The organism is Variimorphobacter sp. HTMS_6 (assembly GCF_059717775.1).
The window spans coordinates 3,182,030-3,202,295 of the sequence record NZ_AP046094.1 but is presented as its reverse complement, the minus strand read 5'-3'; the positions used below and the strand labels follow the sequence as shown (position 1 = coordinate 3,202,295).

21 protein-coding genes are annotated in these 20,266 nt (G+C 36.3%); 16 read left to right on the top strand and 5 right to left on the bottom strand.

The window, feature by feature from the left end:
* Positions 1–6 precede the first annotated feature (6 nt).
* From uvrA to AC6IWN_RS14400, 5 genes are all read left to right on the top strand, one after another.
* Positions 7–2,844, top strand: a complete 2,838-nt coding sequence (gene uvrA / locus AC6IWN_RS14420) for an excinuclease ABC subunit UvrA (RefSeq protein WP_497988143.1) — start codon at positions 7–9, stop codon at positions 2,842–2,844.
* A 316-nt stretch (positions 2,845–3,160) separates the two neighbouring features.
* Positions 3,161–3,748 (top strand): 5'-deoxynucleotidase, encoded by a 588-nt coding sequence (gene yfbR, locus AC6IWN_RS14415; RefSeq protein ID WP_497988141.1) that lies wholly within the window; start codon positions 3,161–3,163, stop codon positions 3,746–3,748.
* A gap of 59 nt (positions 3,749–3,807) precedes the next feature.
* Positions 3,808–4,248: a DUF5680 domain-containing protein gene (locus AC6IWN_RS14410; RefSeq protein ID WP_497988139.1), complete on the top strand. Its 441-nt coding sequence runs from the start codon at positions 3,808–3,810 to the stop codon at positions 4,246–4,248.
* Positions 4,249–4,452: 204 nt separating this feature from the next.
* Complete coding sequence (locus tag AC6IWN_RS14405) at positions 4,453–5,175, top strand: AlkZ-related protein (protein WP_497988137.1); 723 nt, start codon at positions 4,453–4,455, stop codon at positions 5,173–5,175.
* Positions 5,176–5,470: 295 nt separating this feature from the next.
* Positions 5,471–5,956 carry a cysteine hydrolase family protein gene (locus AC6IWN_RS14400; RefSeq protein ID WP_497988135.1) on the top strand — a complete coding sequence of 162 codons (486 nt, stop codon included), beginning with the start codon at positions 5,471–5,473 and terminating at the stop codon, positions 5,954–5,956.
* A 176-nt stretch (positions 5,957–6,132) separates the two neighbouring features.
* On the opposite strand, the gene AC6IWN_RS14395 is transcribed toward AC6IWN_RS14400, so the two are convergent.
* The gene (locus tag AC6IWN_RS14395; protein WP_497988134.1) at positions 6,133–6,645 is read right to left on the bottom strand and encodes an AAA family ATPase; all 513 of its coding nucleotides are present in this window, start codon (positions 6,643–6,645) and stop codon (positions 6,133–6,135) included.
* A 462-nt stretch (positions 6,646–7,107) separates the two neighbouring features.
* On the opposite strand from AC6IWN_RS14395, the gene AC6IWN_RS14390 reads away from it, so the two are divergent.
* Genes AC6IWN_RS14390 through AC6IWN_RS14380 form a run of 3 tightly spaced genes read left to right on the top strand, consistent with a single transcriptional unit; the run spans position 7,108 to position 9,490 of the window.
* Positions 7,108–7,821, top strand: a complete 714-nt coding sequence (locus AC6IWN_RS14390) for an ABC transporter ATP-binding protein (RefSeq protein WP_497988132.1) — start codon at positions 7,108–7,110, stop codon at positions 7,819–7,821.
* The gene (locus AC6IWN_RS14385; protein ID WP_497988130.1) at positions 7,821–8,837 is read left to right on the top strand and encodes an ABC transporter permease; all 1,017 of its coding nucleotides are present in this window, start codon (positions 7,821–7,823) and stop codon (positions 8,835–8,837) included. Before AC6IWN_RS14390 ends, AC6IWN_RS14385 begins: the two co-directional genes overlap by 1 nt.
* A 44-nt stretch (positions 8,838–8,881) precedes the next feature.
* Complete coding sequence (locus AC6IWN_RS14380; protein ID WP_497988128.1) at positions 8,882–9,490, top strand: TetR/AcrR family transcriptional regulator; 609 nt, start codon at positions 8,882–8,884, stop codon at positions 9,488–9,490.
* A gap of 121 nt (positions 9,491–9,611) precedes the next feature.
* On the opposite strand, the gene AC6IWN_RS14375 is transcribed toward AC6IWN_RS14380, so the two are convergent.
* Genes AC6IWN_RS14375 through AC6IWN_RS14365 form a run of 3 tightly spaced genes read right to left on the bottom strand, consistent with a single transcriptional unit; the run spans position 9,612 to position 11,754 of the window.
* Positions 9,612–10,472: a hypothetical protein gene (locus AC6IWN_RS14375; protein WP_497988126.1), complete on the bottom strand. Its 861-nt coding sequence runs from the start codon at positions 10,470–10,472 to the stop codon at positions 9,612–9,614.
* Positions 10,465–10,701 carry a helix-turn-helix domain-containing protein gene (locus AC6IWN_RS14370; RefSeq protein ID WP_497988124.1) on the bottom strand — a complete coding sequence of 79 codons (237 nt, stop codon included), beginning with the start codon at positions 10,699–10,701 and terminating at the stop codon, positions 10,465–10,467. Before AC6IWN_RS14370 ends, AC6IWN_RS14375 begins: the two co-directional genes overlap by 8 nt.
* A 33-nt stretch (positions 10,702–10,734) precedes the next feature.
* Complete coding sequence (locus tag AC6IWN_RS14365; RefSeq protein ID WP_497988122.1) at positions 10,735–11,754, bottom strand: hypothetical protein; 1,020 nt, start codon at positions 11,752–11,754, stop codon at positions 10,735–10,737.
* A 200-nt stretch (positions 11,755–11,954) separates the two neighbouring features.
* Here AC6IWN_RS14365 and AC6IWN_RS14360 point away from each other — a divergent pair, with 200 nt between their 5' ends.
* Complete coding sequence (locus AC6IWN_RS14360; RefSeq protein ID WP_497988120.1) at positions 11,955–13,058, top strand: GTP-binding protein; 1,104 nt, start codon at positions 11,955–11,957, stop codon at positions 13,056–13,058.
* Position 13,059: 1 nt separating this feature from the next.
* On the opposite strand, the gene AC6IWN_RS14355 is transcribed toward AC6IWN_RS14360, so the two are convergent.
* Positions 13,060–13,488, bottom strand: coding sequence for an Lrp/AsnC family transcriptional regulator (locus AC6IWN_RS14355; protein WP_497988118.1), 429 nt, complete (start codon positions 13,486–13,488; stop codon positions 13,060–13,062).
* 360 nt (positions 13,489–13,848) lie between these two features.
* On the opposite strand from AC6IWN_RS14355, the gene AC6IWN_RS14350 reads away from it, so the two are divergent.
* The 7 genes from AC6IWN_RS14350 to AC6IWN_RS14320 all read left to right on the top strand — a co-directional run bounded on the left by AC6IWN_RS14350 (position 13,849) and on the right by AC6IWN_RS14320 (position 19,977).
* Complete coding sequence (locus tag AC6IWN_RS14350; protein WP_497988116.1) at positions 13,849–14,628, top strand: MBL fold metallo-hydrolase; 780 nt, start codon at positions 13,849–13,851, stop codon at positions 14,626–14,628.
* A gap of 118 nt (positions 14,629–14,746) precedes the next feature.
* Positions 14,747–16,036, top strand: coding sequence for a LysM peptidoglycan-binding domain-containing protein (locus AC6IWN_RS14345; RefSeq protein WP_497988115.1), 1,290 nt, complete (start codon positions 14,747–14,749; stop codon positions 16,034–16,036).
* A 316-nt stretch (positions 16,037–16,352) separates the two neighbouring features.
* Positions 16,353–16,676: a PadR family transcriptional regulator gene (locus AC6IWN_RS14340; RefSeq protein ID WP_497988113.1), complete on the top strand. Its 324-nt coding sequence runs from the start codon at positions 16,353–16,355 to the stop codon at positions 16,674–16,676.
* Positions 16,677–16,758: 82 nt separating this feature from the next.
* Positions 16,759–17,460: a permease prefix domain 1-containing protein gene (locus tag AC6IWN_RS14335; protein ID WP_497988111.1), complete on the top strand. Its 702-nt coding sequence runs from the start codon at positions 16,759–16,761 to the stop codon at positions 17,458–17,460.
* Positions 17,457–18,581: a DUF4097 family beta strand repeat-containing protein gene (locus tag AC6IWN_RS14330; protein ID WP_497988109.1), complete on the top strand. Its 1,125-nt coding sequence runs from the start codon at positions 17,457–17,459 to the stop codon at positions 18,579–18,581. The genes AC6IWN_RS14335 and AC6IWN_RS14330 overlap by 4 nt, the downstream gene beginning before the upstream one ends.
* Positions 18,582–18,953: 372 nt before the next feature.
* Positions 18,954–19,436, top strand: coding sequence for a flavodoxin family protein (locus AC6IWN_RS14325; RefSeq protein ID WP_497988107.1), 483 nt, complete (start codon positions 18,954–18,956; stop codon positions 19,434–19,436).
* Between the two features lie 4 nt (positions 19,437–19,440).
* Positions 19,441–19,977: a PadR family transcriptional regulator gene (locus tag AC6IWN_RS14320; RefSeq protein ID WP_497988105.1), complete on the top strand. Its 537-nt coding sequence runs from the start codon at positions 19,441–19,443 to the stop codon at positions 19,975–19,977.
* Positions 19,978–20,266: the final 289 nt, after the last annotated feature.

Genomic DNA, 20,266 nt, shown 5'->3' with positions numbered 1-20,266 from the left:
GAAAATATGGCTGAAAAGAAGAATTATATTAAGATTAGAGGAGCTAAGGAGAATAATTTAAAGAATCTCAGTGTTGATATACCGAGAGACCAGTTCGTCGTACTGACAGGACTGAGCGGATCCGGTAAGTCCTCCCTAGCTTTTGATACGATTTATGCCGAAGGTCAGAGAAGATATATGGAGTCGTTATCCTCCTATGCTAGACAATTCCTTGGACAGATGGAGAAGCCGAATGTAGAAAGTATCGAGGGCTTGCCCCCTGCAATCTCCATCGATCAGAAATCTACAAATCGTAATCCTCGTTCTACCGTAGGAACAGTAACTGAGATTTATGATTATTACCGTTTGTTATACGCAAGAATTGGTATTCCCCACTGTCCGAAGTGTGGTAAGGAGATCAAGAAGCAGACGGTTGACCAGATGGTGGACGAGATCATGAACTTACCACAGGGTACTAAGATTCAGCTTCTTGCGCCTGTGGTTAGAGGACGTAAGGGTGAACATACCAAGCTTTTTGAACAAGCAAAGAGAAGCGGCTATGTTAGAGTTAGGGTGGATGGAAACCTTTATGAATTGACCGAGGAGATCAAGCTAGAGAAGAATAATAAGCATAACATCGAGATAATTGTGGATCGTCTCGTTATCAAAGATGGAATCGAAAAAAGATTATCTGATTCCGTGGAGAATGTCCTGAAACTGGCAGAGGGTCTTCTCTATGTTGATGTAATTGATGGCGAACAACTCACCTATAGCCAGAACTTTGCATGTTCGGACTGTGGTATTAGTATTGATGAGATTGAACCAAGAATCTTCTCCTTCAATAATCCCTTTGGAGCCTGCCCGGAATGCCACGGCTTAGGCATTAAGATGGAATTTGACGAAGAACTGCTAATTCCGGATCAAAGTTTAAGCTTATTGGACGGAGCAGTTGCAGCTCCTGGATGGCAATCAGCGGGAGATAAAGGTAGCTACACCAGAAGCGTATTGGAGGCTTTGGCGAAGGAATATAAGTTTGATTTAGCAACTCCATATGAGGAATTACCGGATGATATCAGACATATGTTTATCTACGGAACAGAGGGTAAATCCGTTAAAGTACATTATCAGGGACAGCGTGGTTATGGTGTGTATGACGTTGCCTTTGAAGGACTTCTCCGTAATATAGAGAGACGTTATCGTGAAACAGGTTCTGACTCTGTAAAGCAGGAATATGAGACATTTATGAGAACAACTCCTTGTAAAGAATGTCATGGAAAACGACTAAAGAGGGAAGCACTTGCAGTAACCGTAGGTGATAAGAATATCTCGGATGTTACTGAGTATTCCATCCGTGAACTTGCTGCATTTATGGGAGGGCTTGTACTTACCTCCATGCAGATGAAGATCGGCGAGCTGGTATTAAAAGAGATTCGTGCAAGAATAAACTTTCTGCTAGATGTTGGACTTGATTATTTAACCCTTTCCCGTGCAACCGGAACCTTATCCGGTGGTGAATCCCAGAGAATTAGACTGGCGACTCAGATTGGTTCAGGACTGGTGGGTGTTGCATATATCCTAGATGAACCAAGTATCGGATTACACCAGAGAGATAATGATAAGCTATTAAAGACCTTGAATAATCTGAAAAGCCTTGGTAATACGCTGATTGTTGTAGAACATGATGAGGATACGATGTTTGCGGCAGATTATATCATTGATATTGGTCCAGGAGCAGGAGAACACGGTGGTGAAGTAGTTGCTGCCGGAACTGCTAAGCAGATTATGAAGGTGAAGAAGTCTGCTACCGGAGCTTATTTAAGTGGAAGAATTAAGATTCCGGTTCCCTCACAGAGACGACAGTCAACTGGCTTTTTATCTATAATCGGTGCTTCCGAGAATAATTTAAAGAATGTTGATGTGGATATTCCACTTGGTATTATGACCTGCATCACAGGTGTGTCCGGTTCCGGCAAGAGTTCGCTGGTAACTGAGATATTATATAAGAGACTTGCTAGAGATTTGAATAGAGCAAGATGCATCCCAGGCAAGCATGAGAAGATGGTTGGAATTGAACAATTGGACAAGGTCATTAATATTGATCAGTCTCCGATTGGTCGTACCCCAAGATCCAATCCAGCTACCTATACCGGCGTATTCGATCAGATCAGAGATCTATTTGCCGCAACCCAGGATGCCAAGATGAGAGGGTATAGCAAAGGTCGCTTCAGCTTTAATGTTAAGGGTGGACGCTGTGAAGCCTGCAGTGGTGATGGTATTATCAAGATTGAGATGAATTTCCTTCCGGACATCTATGTGCCATGTGAAGTATGCGGTGGTAAGCGTTATAACAGAGAGACCCTTGAGGTACGTTATAAGGGTAAGAATATATATGAAGTGCTTGATATGACGATTGAAGAGGCAGTGCATTTCTTTGAAAATGTACCATCTATTAAGCGAAAGATTGAAACCCTACATGATGTAGGATTGTCCTATCTCAGATTAGGACATCCATCTACATCACTATCCGGTGGTGAAGCACAGAGAATAAAATTAGCGACGGAATTAAGTAAGAGAAGCACAGGTAAGACGATCTACATTCTGGATGAGCCTACAACCGGTCTTCATTTTGCGGACGTTCACAAACTAATTGATATCTTAAAACGATTCTCCGATACTGGTAATACGGTAGTAGTAATCGAACATAATTTGGATGTGATAAAGACAGCAGACTATATCATTGATATCGGTCCGGAAGGTGGAGATAAGGGTGGTACAGTGATTGCTCAGGGAACTCCGGAGGAAGTGGCTGAGAATGAGAAGTCTTATACCGGATATTACGTTAAAAAGTATTTGGAAAACCAATAATCAATAGAAGTAATGAATGTGATTATTGTATCAAAAGCGTTCTCATAATTCACATTGTCAATATATGCAACGATGTGCTGGCTAAGAATTTATTTGAAATTATATGACCTACAATGGAACTGTGGCAAAAAGGTAATATCATAATTTACCGTAGTGTTACAGTTCCGTTTTTATCTACTATCATAAAAGAAATCTATCAAGGGATGGAATATTGCTTGGGTTTAAGGAGAATGACACAGATAAAGACTGTTTGCGGAATAACAGGATGAACAACATTTTGTAACATGCATATGTAACAGGAGAATGGAGGAGCATTATGGATTATGGTTTTTATGCTATGATATCAAGAATGAAGCTAATAGAGAGATGGGCACTTATGAGGAATGCAATATCAGAGAATATTTGTGAGCATTCACTCGAGGTAAGTATATTGGCACACGCACTTGCTGTGATTAGTAATGAACGACTTGGTAAGAATCTAAATGCGGAGAAGGCTGCATTAATCGGAATATATCATGATGCTACCGAGATAATCACCGGTGATATGCCTACTCCAATCAAATATTTTAATGAGAATATACAGGGAGCCTTCAAAGCAGTAGAACAGGCAGCTGCTGATCGATTGCTTATGATGCTGCCGGAGGATATCCGAAAAAGTTATATCAGTATCTTTAATCCACAGGAGGAGGAATCATATCTGTGGAAGTTAGTAAAAGCGGCGGATAAATTATCTGCACTTATTAAATGCATTGAGGAGAGGAAGGCGGGTAATACTGAATTTTACAGCGCCGAAAAATCAATTCATGACATACTAACATCTATGGAACTTGAGGAAGTGAACATCTTTATGCAGGAATTTATGCCAGCATACGATAAGAATTTGGATGAATTAAACAAAGGTTAGTAATATGAATTATTAAAAACGTAATTTATATCACACTATTGAAGTTGAAGGGGGTCATTATGAAGAAAGAGCTTGTAGAGTTTTTATGTAAGGCTAAGAGGAATACCTATGCGGCAAAGGGAGCGGAGGTTGCCGCTTCGAGACCGAATTCACATGACTTACAATTTCGAGAGGGAAATTACCTGTATATTGATACATATCTCGGAGGAGAAAGGTTCATAGGAGAGGAAGCTATATGGGAAGGCAATCAACCCGTGTGGTCTATGAACTATAGTGGAAGAGTTCTAGGGGAAGGTTTCTCAGGAGACTTTTTAAAAGAAGCGCTATACCGAGTACCGGCAGAATATCCATTTCGTGGGCCAATGATTTATCGGAATGGGAACTATACTTATCATTGTAACGTGAGTGGTGATACCGAGTGGTTTAACGGGTATGAAGAAATTTTCTTGCACGACAAAAAGGTTATGGAAACATATTTTCATGGGGGAATTGTAATATAGTAAAACTGAAACAATTTCAACTGTGAGAGCGTGTTTTGTTGTGTATTAAATACTATGTTGATATAAAAGTTACTCATATAATTGTTTTTCGAAGTAGTAGTATTTTAGAGTTGTGTCTTCTTCGGAAGAGATAATAGTTTTTCTTGCTACATCAGAGTATTTTGTTAATACAAAATTTTCAGATATAAAGGGGTGCTGGTTTTTATGATTACAATGGAAGATAAATGGATACCCGAGGGGCTTGATAGAGAGGATCCCAGATGTATCAAAAGTTATGATAAGATATCAGAATTAATCAACGAGATTGGATTCCTACCATTATTTAAGAATACAATAGAAGGTTTCTCCGTGGAGGAGTATTCGTTGTCAGAAGCCTGGTGGGGACCCAATCCGATAGAAGATCCATGGGAGTGGCGAGGAGTAATAGCCGAGGAGGGTGATATTGCTTACGGCAAATTGTTCGCGAATAAGGCTGGCTTCGTATCAAAAGAATGGTATCCGATATTCGCATCCTATCGACGTGACGGATATGATTTTGATAGCAGATATGAAGATGGATTAGCCAGTATACGTACTAAGAAGCTTATGGATGTTCTCTCTATCAAAGGGGAGATTCTTTCGAATGAGCTAAAATCAGCAGCCGGTTTTGGAAAGACAGGAGAAAAGGGGTTTGAAGGAGCGATAAGTCAGTTGCAAATGCAAACCTATATCTCAGTAAGACGCTTTCAGAAAAGACGCAATAAAAAGAATGAGGAATATGGCTGGGCGGTAGCTGTATATACTCTTTCGGAGAAGTTATTTGGGACGGATTACGTTCGTTCCGCTTATCAAATCGGTGCACAGGAATGCAAGGATAGAATTATAAGTAGGATAAAGCTTAAATTCCCAAATGCAACAGATAAAGAGATAGAAAAATTAATTAAGTAGGAATGAAGAAAGACTTTATATACGATATGCGCGATAGATACGGCACCATAGGAAAAGAAGTCCTACCATGGCTAAAGTTATCATTATCTATCGTGCTTATTATTGTTGAAGTTTTTTACATATATAAATATAAGTAATGTTTTGCAATGCTATTTATATTTAAATTAAACTCTGTTAAACAAAGATAATGATGTTAAGCAAATATGTAATGTATAATATTACCAAGCTGATGGTTCGTAATAGTTTACTATTGCGTAGTGGAAAAAATCAATATAACGAAAAATAGGAGGATGTTATGTCAAAAGTAGCACTTTTAGTAATAGACATGCAAAATAATTGTAAAGAAGCCACGACTTGTAAAGCGTCATTTGAAAGAACAGTAGAATATATTAATGAAATTAGTCAATATTTTCGTAAGAAAAAACACCCTGTAGTAATCATACAAGATGTCGAAGCAGGAGGACCAGAGACTGATGGGTTTAAGTGTGTAGACGAATTAGAAGTATCAAACAATGATTTTTTTGTAAATAAAACCTATAGTAATGCTTTTTGGGAAACAGAGTTGGATACTCTTCTAAAGCGTGAAGGTGTAGACTGTCTTATTATTAGTGGATTTTCCGTGGAACAATGTGTTCTATTTACCTACAATGGCGCTATTGAAAGGGGATATAATTCTTTTTTACTACAAAATGGTGTTGCTGGTCTTGATGATGATGAAGTTAAACGTATTCAGTTACTAAGGTCTGTTATATGCTATGAAGCACTTGAGTACTTTTTGTAAATAACTTTATGAAATACAATTATATTGGTGTAGTACACAATATTCATGCATTGTGAATTTAAAAGGAGGGAATTACATCCCTCCTTCAGTCATATCCATATACCAATATTATTATCTAACAGAGCTTTAAAATATTATTTTGGCAGTATTATATTGGCATCTAAATTTTATACATTCTAATAACTATTATCCGTTAAATAACTAACGATAATATCAGCAACCTTATCAGCCCCAACCCGAGTTGTATCAACAGTAAAATCAACATCAAGCTCCTTCATTTCTTGGTTGAGCTTTTTCGCATTCTGAATATTGATTGTTTTACTTGTATCACGTAGTTTGATTCTTCGTTCTATCTCATGTTCATCACATTCTAATAAGATATGACTTACTTTAAATCCCCGTGCTTCCAACAACTCACTCATATGGTTGAGGCGTTCCTCTCCGGGGAAAACAAAGCTTATTACACAATTATAAAGTCCGTATTTTTTAAAATTAACGCAGCAATCAGCAATATTATCTTGAATAACATTTATCCAATTTGAGTTATTTTGATAGGGTATGATTCTTCCGACGTCGTCACCATCGATGATGGCAAAACCGTCGGGTAGTTTAGAGTGCAGATGCTTTAATACAGTGGATTTTCCTACACCGGGAGCTGAGTTTATGATAATTGCTTTTCCATCTTTCATATAATTGATCTCCTTTGTATAATTATTGCTGGTTAAGCAGAGATGATAATAATGGTGGTCAGCTCTGTTTCTAATAAACAAATAAACAAACAAGTATTTATTCTAAATATAGCATAGATAAGATTATGCTACCATCATTTCTCTGAAACTGTCAATAATATCTACGTACTAGTAAAGCAAATGAATTATTCACATTACCCCGTTTAATATAGCACTTTGCATTACCTGAAAGCTTAATTCGATATGCAAATAATCTACAGTTGCTAACTTGTATCTCGCAGATTATATTATCTTAAGTTGGCTATAGTGTTCATAATATGTTGATTGACAAAATCAACGTTAAGGAATATGATAGAACTATCAGAACGATTATAGTTCTGTAAAACTCAAAGATCTTATGGAAAATTATATAATACTATATTAATGACAAAAAAATGATACTGATTGAAAGGGAGAGAAGATATGCTGATAGAGGTAAGAGGTGTAGCTAAAGCCTTCAAAAAGCAAGAAGTGCTGACTAAAATTGATTTATCGATTAAAGAAAATGAAATATTCGGACTGATTGGACCATCAGGAGCAGGAAAAAGTACGTTAATTCGTTTAATCATGGGAGCAATCAATGCGGATCAGGGCTCAATTCAAATTGAAGATTATAAGGTTCCAAGTATAAAAGCATTGAATATGATCGGTTATATGCCGCAATATGATGCGCTATATGATGATATATCCGGACTGGATAATTTGATGTTTTATGGAAGTATGTATCATATGAATCAGAAAGAGCTTAGAAGCAGAGCAGAAGAAGTGCTAAAACTAGTTGAGTTAGATAAGGACAGTAAGAAAAAGGTGGTTAATTATTCGGGTGGTATGAAAAAAAGATTATCCCTAGCGGTAGCTCTTTTGCACAGCCCGAAAGTTTTGATATTGGATGAGCCAACGGTGGGAATCGATCCTATTTTACGTATGAAGATATGGAACGAATTTTATCAGCTAAAAGAGCAGGGGAAGACGATAGTGGTTACTACACATGTGATGGATGAAGCGATTAAATGTGATCGATTAGGGTTGATCTATAATGGTGAGATTATCGATTGCGATACCGTAGAATCCTTACTTGCAAGAACAAAAAACAATACAATTGAGGAACTATTCCTAGTGAAAGGGGAGCAAAAATAATGAAAACAGCAGCGATTATAAAGCGTATCGTAAAACAAACAGTAAATGATAAACGTTCCCTTGCACTAATATTGATAGCACCACTATTTATCTTTACATTAATTTATTTTCTACTTGGTGATTCCAATTACAAGGCTACGATCGGCCAATATCAGATGCCTCCTATGCTGGTGGAAAAGATAAAAGCACAGGATATTACGGTTAAGGATATAAGCCTTGAGGAGGGGAAAAAGGAAGTAAAGGATAAGGTTATTGATGCTGTTCTTTATATGGACGGCAAGGATGTTGTGCTTTACTTTGAGAGCAATGATGCGGTGAAAACCGGTTTGATTTCAAAAGCACTACAGAGTTCATTGAAGGATATGTCTTCAGCGGGAGGAATAAGAACGGAGTTCCTATACGGGGACAAAGATTCTAGTATGTTTAATAATCTTGGCTATGTATTCCTTGGAGTGATTTCGTTTTTCCTTATATTTATAATTGCCGGAATATCATTCGTTAGAGAGCGAACGGCACAAACGATGGAGCGGTTAATGATAACACCAGTTAAGAGATGGCAGGTGGTGCTGGGATACACCATTGGTTTTGGAATCTTTGCTACGTTGCAAAGTATAATCTTGCTCTGCTATGTGAAATGGATTCTTAATATGAATATAGCTGGTTCGGTGATAGAAGCCGGTCTTATCATGATCTTGCTATCTATGTCCGCAGTGTGTATTGGCGCATTTTGCTCCATTTATGCTAATAACGAGTTTCAGATTATGCAGTTTATTCCGCTGATTATTATTCCACAGATCTTTTTCTCAGGCTTGATCTCATTGGATACTCTACCATATCATTTGGGTTATCTATCAAGAGTAATGCCAATCTACTATGCTTGTGATGCACTGAACTCCGTCCTAAATAAGGGATTAGGACTTGGGGATGTGATTCCTCAGATATTAGCGTTGTTAGTATTTATTCTATTGTTTTTTGGACTAAACATCGTCGCATTGAAGAAGTATAGAAGAATATAGTATAATGGGGACAAACTGGATTAACGATATGAGGAGCGTATTACATGGCATCGGATGAAATGAAGAGAAATAGAATATTAGATTTTTCCTTTCGAAAATTCACAAGTGTCGGTGTGAATAATGTAACGATGGATGAGATAGCGAAGGGAATAGGAATTGGAAAAGGTACGTTATATCAGTATTTTCCGTCCAAAGAGGAACTGCTTTATAGTACAATAGAGCATTTTGCCGGTAAAATAGAAAAGTCTGTACAAGAAATTATGGCAGATACGAGTCTATTGCCTGTTGATAAGCTAAACCGATTTTTTCACTTAATGGGAGAACGATTTTCTTTGATCAATCCATTGGCTTTAGAACAGATTGAACGTAGCTTTCCAGAAGCTTTTGGAAAGATAACGGAGATTCGTAGTAGAGTAATTATGGTTAACTTACTTGGGTTATTTGAAGAGGGTAAGGTTAGCGGGATCTTCCGGAAGGATATGGACTCAAAATTAGTGGCACATATCCTGGTGGGTGCTGCAAACCATATTGTAGATGCAAAGATAATCGCTTCGCTGAATTATAGTCTGGATAACCTGTTGCAATCCGTCATTTCAACAGTTCTTAAAGGATGTTTAACAGAAGAAGGTAGAGTAAGTGCCTTTGGGGAATAGATGAGGTGTAGCAGAGACACGTTCTTGTTAAGTTGTTAGCACGTAGCCGCACTTAAGGCTGTGCCAGCTAGGATAAAAGCTGGCACAGCCTTAATGTCTACAGCGACAAATGGTCTAAGAGCTACCTCTTAAAATGCACCATCTTCGGAATAAGAGCCCCTTCCCTACCTGGGTAAAATAATCGATGATAGATATCTTCGTCCTTACCAAATGTATGATCCACACTATAAATTGCTCTTTTTATCTGATCAGAACCGGATGCTTTTTTATAAGTCTCTTCCACAATAACATATGCGGTATTCTTATTAACCACATAATTGTCGGAGTCGGTTTGATGATATTCCGTTGTTTTGATTTCCTTATCCTTGGAATCCATCTCCTTGATTAATACTTTATCACTAATATTAGCTGTATCAAATTTTATATTGTATATTTCGGTTTGTGTAATGGTTTTTCCGTTGGACTTTTTCTCTATTGATGATTTTATGTTGAGGGAACCTTCACCCAATGTATCCACCATTGCACCAGCACCTGCTCTTTCGCAATAATAAGACTTATCAGGTCGTTGATATACTTTATTAAGATAAATGGGTTGTTGGAAGCTACGGTCAAAATACAGTTTACCATCAAAAGTAGCTGTTTGAGATTTTTTATCTACAACATTTATTCTGGTGTCAATTTCTTGAAATTCTTTATCGGCTATATTACTGATATAGGATCCGTTCTTGTCTTTTTTATGTTCGACTCCCATATAGTATCCATGTAATCCGTTAAATTCAATCGTACCATCCGGACGTTTTATTCCTTCATTATTCTCTTCTTCGGTCGGTGAGGGATCAAAGGATACAAATACTCCGCATACTATATCGGGGTTTTTGTTATTAGCCACTGCTTTTGAATCCTCACGCGCTAACTTACAGCCGGATAACATGGTAATTATAAGCACCATACATAAAATCATACATAAAATCTTCTTATTCATCTTCATTCTCCTCTTCTTTCTCTAAATTACCATCACAGGTAAGGATCTCACCCACATCACAATGAAGGTAGTGACATATTTTATTCAGGGTCTGAAAGCGTACACCCTTCGCTTTACCGCTCCTTAATACGGATAGGTTCGCCTCAGTGATATTAACCAATTTACATAATTCCTTTGAAGTCATATGTCGGTCGCGAAGTTTTTCATCCAGATGTATTTGTATCGCCATAATAACCTCCAATCTCTATTTCATACTCCATTACTAGATAATCATATTGTTTTCATCATATAAGGCTTTGCTTTCTTTGAAATATCCGGCCAAGATATAGGCTGCGAATGCGATAATCAAAGGAGTAAAGGATATTTGTAAGGAATAGTTTGTTTTACTAAGTTGGTTTGAAAAAATTAGTTGCAATATGTTTGATAACAGATTGCATATTACGGTTATGAATACCGTTGTTTTGCTTATTCTACCAAGTTGCTTTGCGGCAGCTATTTCACCATTCTGTAAGTGATGATCAATCATTGATTTTAGTAAATGTACCCCACCAATTAATATAGCGATGGAGAATAGTATTGGGATTGCATCAAGTAAATAGGAGAGTAGGATAAAACAGTTACCCAGTATTACATTATAGTGAAACATTGGTGGAAATAAATCTTGTGTCTGAGAGGAGGACTGCGCCTGAAAAGTCTGAAACTCTTTTAACATTTCAAAAGTGCGAAAGAAACCAATTAGAAAGATATAAAGTGCGGCTGAAATGACTAAAAGCTTCTGTAATTCATTACATAAAAAGGCTTTTCTGTTTTTTGCTTTCCCATAATGAAGGCTTTCAAGCATATGGAAGACAAAATAACTGAAACATAGTACATAAAAGATAATTGCGTATGCTAATTTGATGATGGGTAAAAAGTCCATACCTTCTACATCATTGGGAATATGTTTCATCAATAATTCAGGGTTAATAAATTGATAGAGCATAAAAAATAAATATAAACTGATAACTATAAGGATAGAATCAGATTTTTGTAATGAACTTTTTTTGATTTTGAAAAGAAAATACAATATAGGAATAACGCAAATCAGAACATAGATAACAATCGCAAATACATTACCAAGGTTAGATATTAGTGATAAGTCGCGAAGCCAACCCCCCAATCTTATTAATGGTAATGATAAAAGATACAAAGATTCTTTTACTTCACCAAGAAAATATAAGGTGAAAGCAAGAATGACAGATAGAACGCCTTCTATCAATAAACCCAGTTTGATTTTATTCATAAAACACCCCCGTAATTATTGTTTTACGATAATTATAACTACAAAATTATTGTTTGTCAATAATAATGTTAAAAAATAGTAATTATGATTGAGCCCAACTACCCAAACACGGATCGATTTCATATGATGATATGACGAGTGGTTTGCAATGTATTGATGATATGTCATTAAGGATAAGCATAGAAAGGGATGTGGCTGGGTTGAGGAAAACGAATATTATGATAGTTGGTGGATTTCTTGGTGCTGGAAAGACAACGGCTATTACATCTGCTGCGAAGTATTATGTGGAACAGGGAAAAAGAGTCGCAATCATTACGAATGGACACAGTGGCAGTATAGTGGATACGGAATATATAAGGTATCAGGGGTATGATATTGTAACGGTAACAGGTGGGTTACTCGGATCTGATTTCAATCAATTCAATGAAAGAATTCTGGAGCTAAACAAAAAAGGGATGTATGACTATATATTGGTGGAGCCGGTAGGAAGCTGCGTGGATCTGGTAGCAACTATGATGAAACCAATACGATACGGCAAAATTGGATATTGCAAATTAATGCCATTATCGGTCATTGTAGATCCGATCCGCTTGATTAATGAAGTGATTTCCATAGATCGATATCTGACAAAGGAAACAGAGTACCTTATGCTTAAGCAAATGGAAGAAGCGGATATCATAGTAGTGAACCGTTCAGATATGCTTGCGCAATCTCAAATTCAGAGAATAGAGAGCTTCTTTCGAATTAAATACACGAATAAGCGAGTCCTTTATATCAGTTCAAGAAGAAACTCAGGGGTAGATATATGGTTAGCAGAATGTGAACGCCTCAGTATAAGTAGTAAGAATTACGCAAGATATAGCTTGGATTTGAATTATGATGTGTATGCAAGGGCGGAGGCTCAGCTTGGATGGCTCAGTCTTAGCACCAGTGTAACGATGCAAAAAAGAATATCCGGGAACTTTTTTGTTAGTAGTGTAGCAGACAAGGTAAAGAAGAGCTTAAAAACAGAATCCTGTGAAATTGCACATATGAAGATTTATATGGAGACCAGTGTCTCAATATGTAAGCTGAGCTGTGTGAGTATATACAGAGATAATATTATGGATCGGAAATTAAAGACTCAAATTGACAGTGGTAGACTATTAATGAATATGAGGGTTAATATCTCCTCAGAGAAATTACAAGAGATAGTGAATACTGCACTGGATGAAGTGCTGGTGGATTTCCATGGTTCACAGGAGAACAAGGTAATTGAATGCTTTGCACCACCCTATCCAAAACCATTCTATCGTTATTCTTAAATTATTTAAGCTTTCCAATGGATAAGGAGAGCTGATACGTAGCGAATTCATTAATATCATCAAGGATGTTGTTAAGAATCTCATTTGATGAAGTTTCGACCTGAATTAGGTAGCAACAATCGCCGCTGATTCGATATGCCTGCGTAATGCTCTCCGTATTCTTTATCAAACGTTTCATTTTATTATGGTCCAGAGTTTTCATATATATTTTTATAAGGGCGGTAATGGGTAAACCAAGCTTTTCGTTATTCACCGCTATCGTGAATTTCTCAATGAAGCCTTCCTCAACAAGTTCGGAGATTCTTGCGCCTACCGCTTGACCGGTAAGATGAATCATATCTCCAATCTCCTTGTAGGATAGTCTTGAATTCTCTTTTAGTAAGCTTATAATCTGAAAATCTACCGAATCAATGTTCATATATACAACCATACCCTTCCTCACAGTATAAACATAAAATTCCCTCTAACATATTATGACTGCCCTTTGTGTAGGTTTGTACCTTATATTTATGTAGATTTGTACCTTACCTTTATGTTAGATTATTCTGAGAATTTCGCAGGCACAAATTTAGAGATGTGAATTATTCTATTAATAATTCATACTATATGCCGCTTCTCTTATTGCAATGTAAGAATTAGCTGTGAAACATTTTCATAATGAAAGTAAATACAGCCATCTATGTTGATTAGAAAATTGTTTCCATATCGTTATTTTATTATAATTTTAGTTAGGATGTCAAATTCCTTTCAAGGAAGACGATTAAATAATTAAGAGAAAAGGTGAGATGATATGAAATTATTACACGTTAGGCATGCTACATCAATTATAACTTATGCAGGAGCGAAAATACTGGTTGATCCGGTATTAGCACCCAAAGATACTTACAATGCGATTCCGCTGACTCCAAACAGAAGACAGAATCCACTTGTTGACCTGAGCACTCCAATGGATACAATTTTTGATGTGGATTTCATCCTGAATACTCATACTCACAATGATCATTTTGATATTGTGGCTTATGATGTACTGAATAAGGGGATACCGGTACTTTGTCAGGAAGAAGATGAAAAAACAATCAGGGAGAAAGGATTTGTCAATGTATTCCCCATTCAGAAAAGTATTCGTTATGGAATGATAAAGATAACTCGTGTTGCTGCGCAGCATGGTTGCGGATTGGTAGAGAAAAGAATGGGTATCACGAGTGGATATATATTGCAGTCAGAGGAGGAACCAACGTTATATATTACTGGGGATACTATTTATAATGATTCCATCAAACATAATATTGAACAGTTCAATCCGCAGATATTATTAATGAACGCTGGCTCTCCAAAATTTTTAAACAGTAATCAAATCGTTATGAATATCATGGATTTGGAGAGAACCATTCGTATTAATCCCAGGCTTACATTTATAATCGTACATTTGGATACATTCAATCATTGCATAGAAACAAGAGAAGATATAAGAGAGTATTTTTCAGAAAATAGGCTGCAAGAAATGGGTGTGAAGCGTTTTTTCTTGCCCAAAGACAATGAACTGTTGGAGGAAGATGTCTTCGCGAGATAATAATATGAATATACTGCGACAAAAAGTTAACCACATTCTCACTAAGTTTTTTAGTTACAATATATTTTATGTATGAGGTTCATATACTGATAGTAAGTGTGAATTGTGAGGGTTGTTTATGGATATTTATATTGTTCAAATTGGGGATACCGTAAATTCAATCGCCGAGAAATTCGGAGTTGATCTGGATAGATTAATTGAGAATAATGGATTACTATATCCCTATGGGCTACTGATTGGGCAGGCATTAGTAATTGCATATCCAAAACAAACTTATGTTGTTCAAAATGGGGATACGCTTGAGAGTATTGCGATAGCATTTGATGTCTCGATTATGCAGCTTTTAAGAAACAATCCATTCCTTACAGACAGAGAGAATATATTTCCGGGGGAAACACTTGTTATCAGCTATAATACGTCGAGAAAAATCAACACAATGGGGTTTGCGTATCCGTTTATTGACCGTAAAAGCCTACTTAGAACCTTGCCAGAACTTACGTATCTATCGATTATAAACTATACTACAATTGAAAAAGGGGAAATTATTGAATATCAGGATGATAGAGAAATTATATTAACAGCTAAAAAATATGGTACAGTTCCGTTGATGCTGCTAACAACACTTACACCAAAAGGGACACCTAATTTAGAAGTAGCGAATAATGTACTAAGAGATGAAAATATCCAGGAGAAAAATATCAATGAATTTGTAGATATAATGAAGCTAAAAGGTTATGAAGGAATTAATATTGTTTTCAATTATTTAAATAAAGAGAATGAAGCCTTTTATCAATCATTTGTACAAAAAATATCAAAACGCCTACAGCAGGAAGGGTATCTTTTCTTTGTAACGATTAATTATAATCAGAAAACAGTAAATCAAATATTTACATTTGATAACATTGATTATGCGACTATGAGTAAATACACGGATGAAATTATTTTTATAGAATTTAAATGGGGGTCAGATTACGGTCCACCTGCTCCTGTTACTAATATAAATTATATGAAATCCTTACTGGAGTATGTGGTGTCTTCGGTGTCTCCTGAAGAAGTTATGGTTGGGATACCTATTATCGGATATGATTGGAGGCTACCATATATTCCGGAAAAGTCTAGTGCTTCGTCTCTTTCAGTCTATTCTGTACTGGGGCTGGCGCAGGAGCTATCAGCAGAGATACAATTTGATAATGATTCATTAACGCCATACTTTAATTATAATCAATTCAGTTTTGATAATGCATATCAGCATATTATATGGTTTATTGATGTTCGAACCATTGAGGCCATGTGCAAATTAGTAGTGGATTTTCAACTTCAAGGCAAGGGAGTTTGGAATATTATGCTGTATTATCCTCCGGTTTGGACGGTTATAAACGCTAACTTTGATGTAGTTAAATTAAAATAGATAATGGAATGTATTAGCTATACTAGAATTATAATATAAGAAATGATATTTAAGGATTGGGGATTTGAACCCTGATCCTTTTTTATTCGGTGTTAGAATTTGCGCTATGGCTCATTTTTGCTTACGGAGAAATAAATATAGAATAAAAGAGGAAAGGTACCATGATTGAGTGTACTATGGATAGCTTCGTAGATTGCAGATATTAATTGTAATTGAGTTGTAGTTACTTCATGGTAACATATACATTACTAAAATATATACCTTGACAGGCGAGGTATGTTGGAATATAATAGTGATAAAGTAAGGAGGAGTTATCATGTCAATTACATCGGATGTCATTAGAGGCCATACAGAACCGATTATCTTAGCACATTTGTATGAGAAGGATAGTTATGGTTATCAGATTAATAAAGAAATCATGGAGAAGACTGATAATCTTTATGAATTGAAAGAAGCAACTATGTATTCGGCTTTTCGAAGGTTGGAGCAGGCAAACCTAATAATATCATATTGGGGAAATGAAGATGTCGGTGCGAGACGCCGTTATTATGCAATCACAGAAACGGGAAAAGAAGCTTATCAGGAGTACAAGAAGGATTGGGAAAGTGCAAAGGCAATTATCGATAAACTATTAAAATAATTAGTAAGTAATAAAACATTTCACATGCAACTTATTCTTTATATATAGTCTGCATGCTTTGATGAAAGGAAGGGCTATCTCTATGAATGAGAAATTAAGGAATCAACTAAACGGGCTTTTCGAAAAAGCACCCAAAACCCGTAAAGCGTTGGAATTAAAGGAAGAGCTATTATCCAATGCAGAAGACAGATATCAGGACTTAATAAGCGACGGAATCTCACCGGAAGATGCAACAAAGAATGTTATTATATCAATCGGTAATGTATCAGAATTGTTCAGGGGACTAGAGGAAGAAGAAAGTGAAGATAGGTTTATGAGCTTTGAAAAAGCAAAGAAAGCTGCAATCTATAAAACAGTAGCAATCGGAATATACATCTTCAGTGCTATCGTATTTTTGTTCTTTGGAATGATGAATACGTATCAATCTAGTTGGTACTGGGGTGCCAATCAATTTGATTATATTTGGTTTGGATTCATTATTATGCTTCTTATTGATATCATACCAACCTGCATGCTCGTATATATGTATAGCTTATATCCCAAATACGTAAGAAGGAATGATACGTTGGTGGAGGAGTTTAAAGAATGGAAGGTAAAGAATACAAAATCAAAATCAATTAAAGTATCAGTTTCATTGATACTTTGGAGCTTCATTTTAATGATTTACTTTGTTGTTAGCTTTTTAACAATGGCTTGGTATATCACTTGGGTATTATTTTTGGTTGCAATTTGTGTTCAGTTTATCATATTGTTATTATTTCAATTGAAGGGGAGTAAGGAATGAAAAAAGCGGTCGTAGCCATAGTGGGAGCATTTGTCCTAATCGCGGTTATGTTAGTAGTATTTATGATATGGATTATCAATCGCGGCTCTCTGGTTGATAATGATTTTGTAACGAATTTAAAATTAGTCAATACACAAAAAGTGACGATGGAAAACATTGATGATTTAGATATTCGATTTTACTCGGATGAGGTTGAATTTCTAACAAGTGATTCGAATGAACTCGTAGTCAAAGAGTATAAACGTAATACGCCCAATAAGGATGAATTGTCTACCATAACAACAGAAGGCAGTCGATTATTGGTGCACGGTAAAAAACCGATTGTTCATCTATTCTTAAATAAAAATCGTAATGGTAAAGTAGAAATTTATCTCCCGTCATGGTATTCGAAAAGTCTGACGGTGTCCACCTCAAGTGGTACGATTAAATCAGACTTGGCTTTAAAATTGAAAGATTTTAACGCGTCCAGTGCAAGCGGGAGCATTCGGTTTAACGAAGTAACTGCGGGGGATCTTAACGTGAGTACATCAAGTGGCGATATCAGACTGCAAAAAGCGGAGGGAAATCGAAGCGTATCCTCCGCCAGCGGAAGTATAAAGGTTTTTGGCGGCACGGGAGATAGTGAGGTATCAACCTCGTCAGGAGCAATCTATATCGAAAAATCTATAGGAAGCTTACATGCCCAAAGTTCGAGCGGGGATATAAGAATTGATGGAACGAACGGTAAGAAGGAGTTGAATACATCCTCAGGGACTATACATGTTGAGGATTCAGTCGGAGAGATCGATGCCTCCTCAACCAGTGGGGCATTAAAGATATCTGCTTTGGAAGGAGGCGGTGAATTTGAAACCTCCTCGGGTGTAATATCATTTGATGTGAAAAAGATCACAAGTTCAATTACAATGAGTGCGAGTAGTGGGGATATTAAGCTTTCGATTCCTACTGATGCTACCTTTGGATTTAGCGCGGATACCAGTAGTGGACATATCAAAACTGACTTTGATGATGTGTTGACAAAGGATAAGCATAAAAAGCATGCGAACGGAATGGTAGGAGAGAACCCATCCCTTCAGATTAAGACGCAGACTTCGAGTGGTAACATATCAGTATACAAGGAATAATAAGTAAATGATTTATGAAAAAACGCTGTCGACAGATACTAATCGGCAGCGTTTTTATTGTAAGGAAAGGTCATGTTATATACGTAGATAAAGTCAGTGTATCTTTAGAATATAGATTACCTCATGAAGGAAACACAATCATCACAAAACATATATGTGTATTATAATTATCTACTTATGGGGAACGCGCACAGTGCGAGAATGAGCCAAGGACATTCTTAATTTTGTTCTATCAATAGAAAAGTAATGATTAATCGGTCTGAACAAGATTCTGGTAAAATTATGATTGACAAAATAAAGGATTAGATATAATATATCTAAAAGATAGATAATATATATCTAATAGATATATTGAAGAAAGGTTGGTAGAACATGAAAACAGCATTTATATACTACTCATTAGAAGGAAATGTGGAATACATCGTGAACAAGGTTGCAGATAAAAATACGATAGATAGTATCAAGCTAATACCGAGTAAGGAATATCCGACAGGAAAAATCAGTAAATTTATATGGGGTGGAAAAAGTGCTACTTTTGGGGAAAAACCCAGATTAATTAATGAAAAGATTGATATCGACCAATATGATACATTAATTATTGGTACACCGATTTGGGCTGGAACATTTACACCGCCCATTAATACTTTCCTTCATGATTACAAGATTAGCGGCAAGAAAATCATATTGGTTGCCACACATGCAGGAGGAGGGGCAGAAAAGTGCTTCTCTAAAATGAAAGAACTTCTAAAAGATAATACCATCCTAGATACGATTGAGTTTAAAAATCCGGCTAAATTACAAGATAACAATCAAGATAAGCTTAATAAAATAAATCAATATCTACAGAAAGACTAAGGTTATGAAAAAAAAGACAAGATATGTTATCTTAGGCCTGCTAAGAGATGAAGATCTATCGGGCTATCAAATAAAGAACCAGATTGAACTGAAAATGTTTTATTTTTGGCAGGAAAGTTACGGACAGATTTATCCTGAGTTGAATGCGATGGATAAAGAAGGATTGATTAAAAGCACCGAAGAGAAGGAGCCGGACAATAGAGGCAAGATACGCTACAGAATTACTGAAAAAGGAACAGAAGTATTCAATCAATGGATGTCACAGGAGTATGAAAAGGATACTGTAAGGAGTGAAGCCTTACTTAAATTCTTTTTGGCAGACGACAATAACAAGCTTGACATCATCCATCATCTGGAGAGGTTTTATAAACAAAATAACGAATACTTACAACTGTATGAGACATACCGGGCTTTAATGGATCCCTACAAGAATGAGCATAATCATCAATATGTTCTTCGGATGCTTGATCTAGGAATACGTCAACAAAAGTTATACTGTGACTGGAGTAGTAGTTACCTGGACGATTTAAAGAACAGTTAGTAATTATAGAGTAAGAACAAAAGATTGAGCAAGAACAAAAAGATTGAGCAAGAACAAAAAGATTGAGCAAGAACAAAAAGATTGAGCAAGAACAAAAAGATTGAGTAAGAACAAAAAGATTGAGTAAGAACAAAAAATGGAGTAAGAACAAAAGATTGAGTAAAAACAAAAGATTGAGTATGAAGTAAGATAAAATAATTAGTTAAAGAATCAATGACGATTTCTCGTTCTGCAACATATTGAATCATTATTTAGACAAGACATAAAAATGCACCAGGAGCTGTAACTG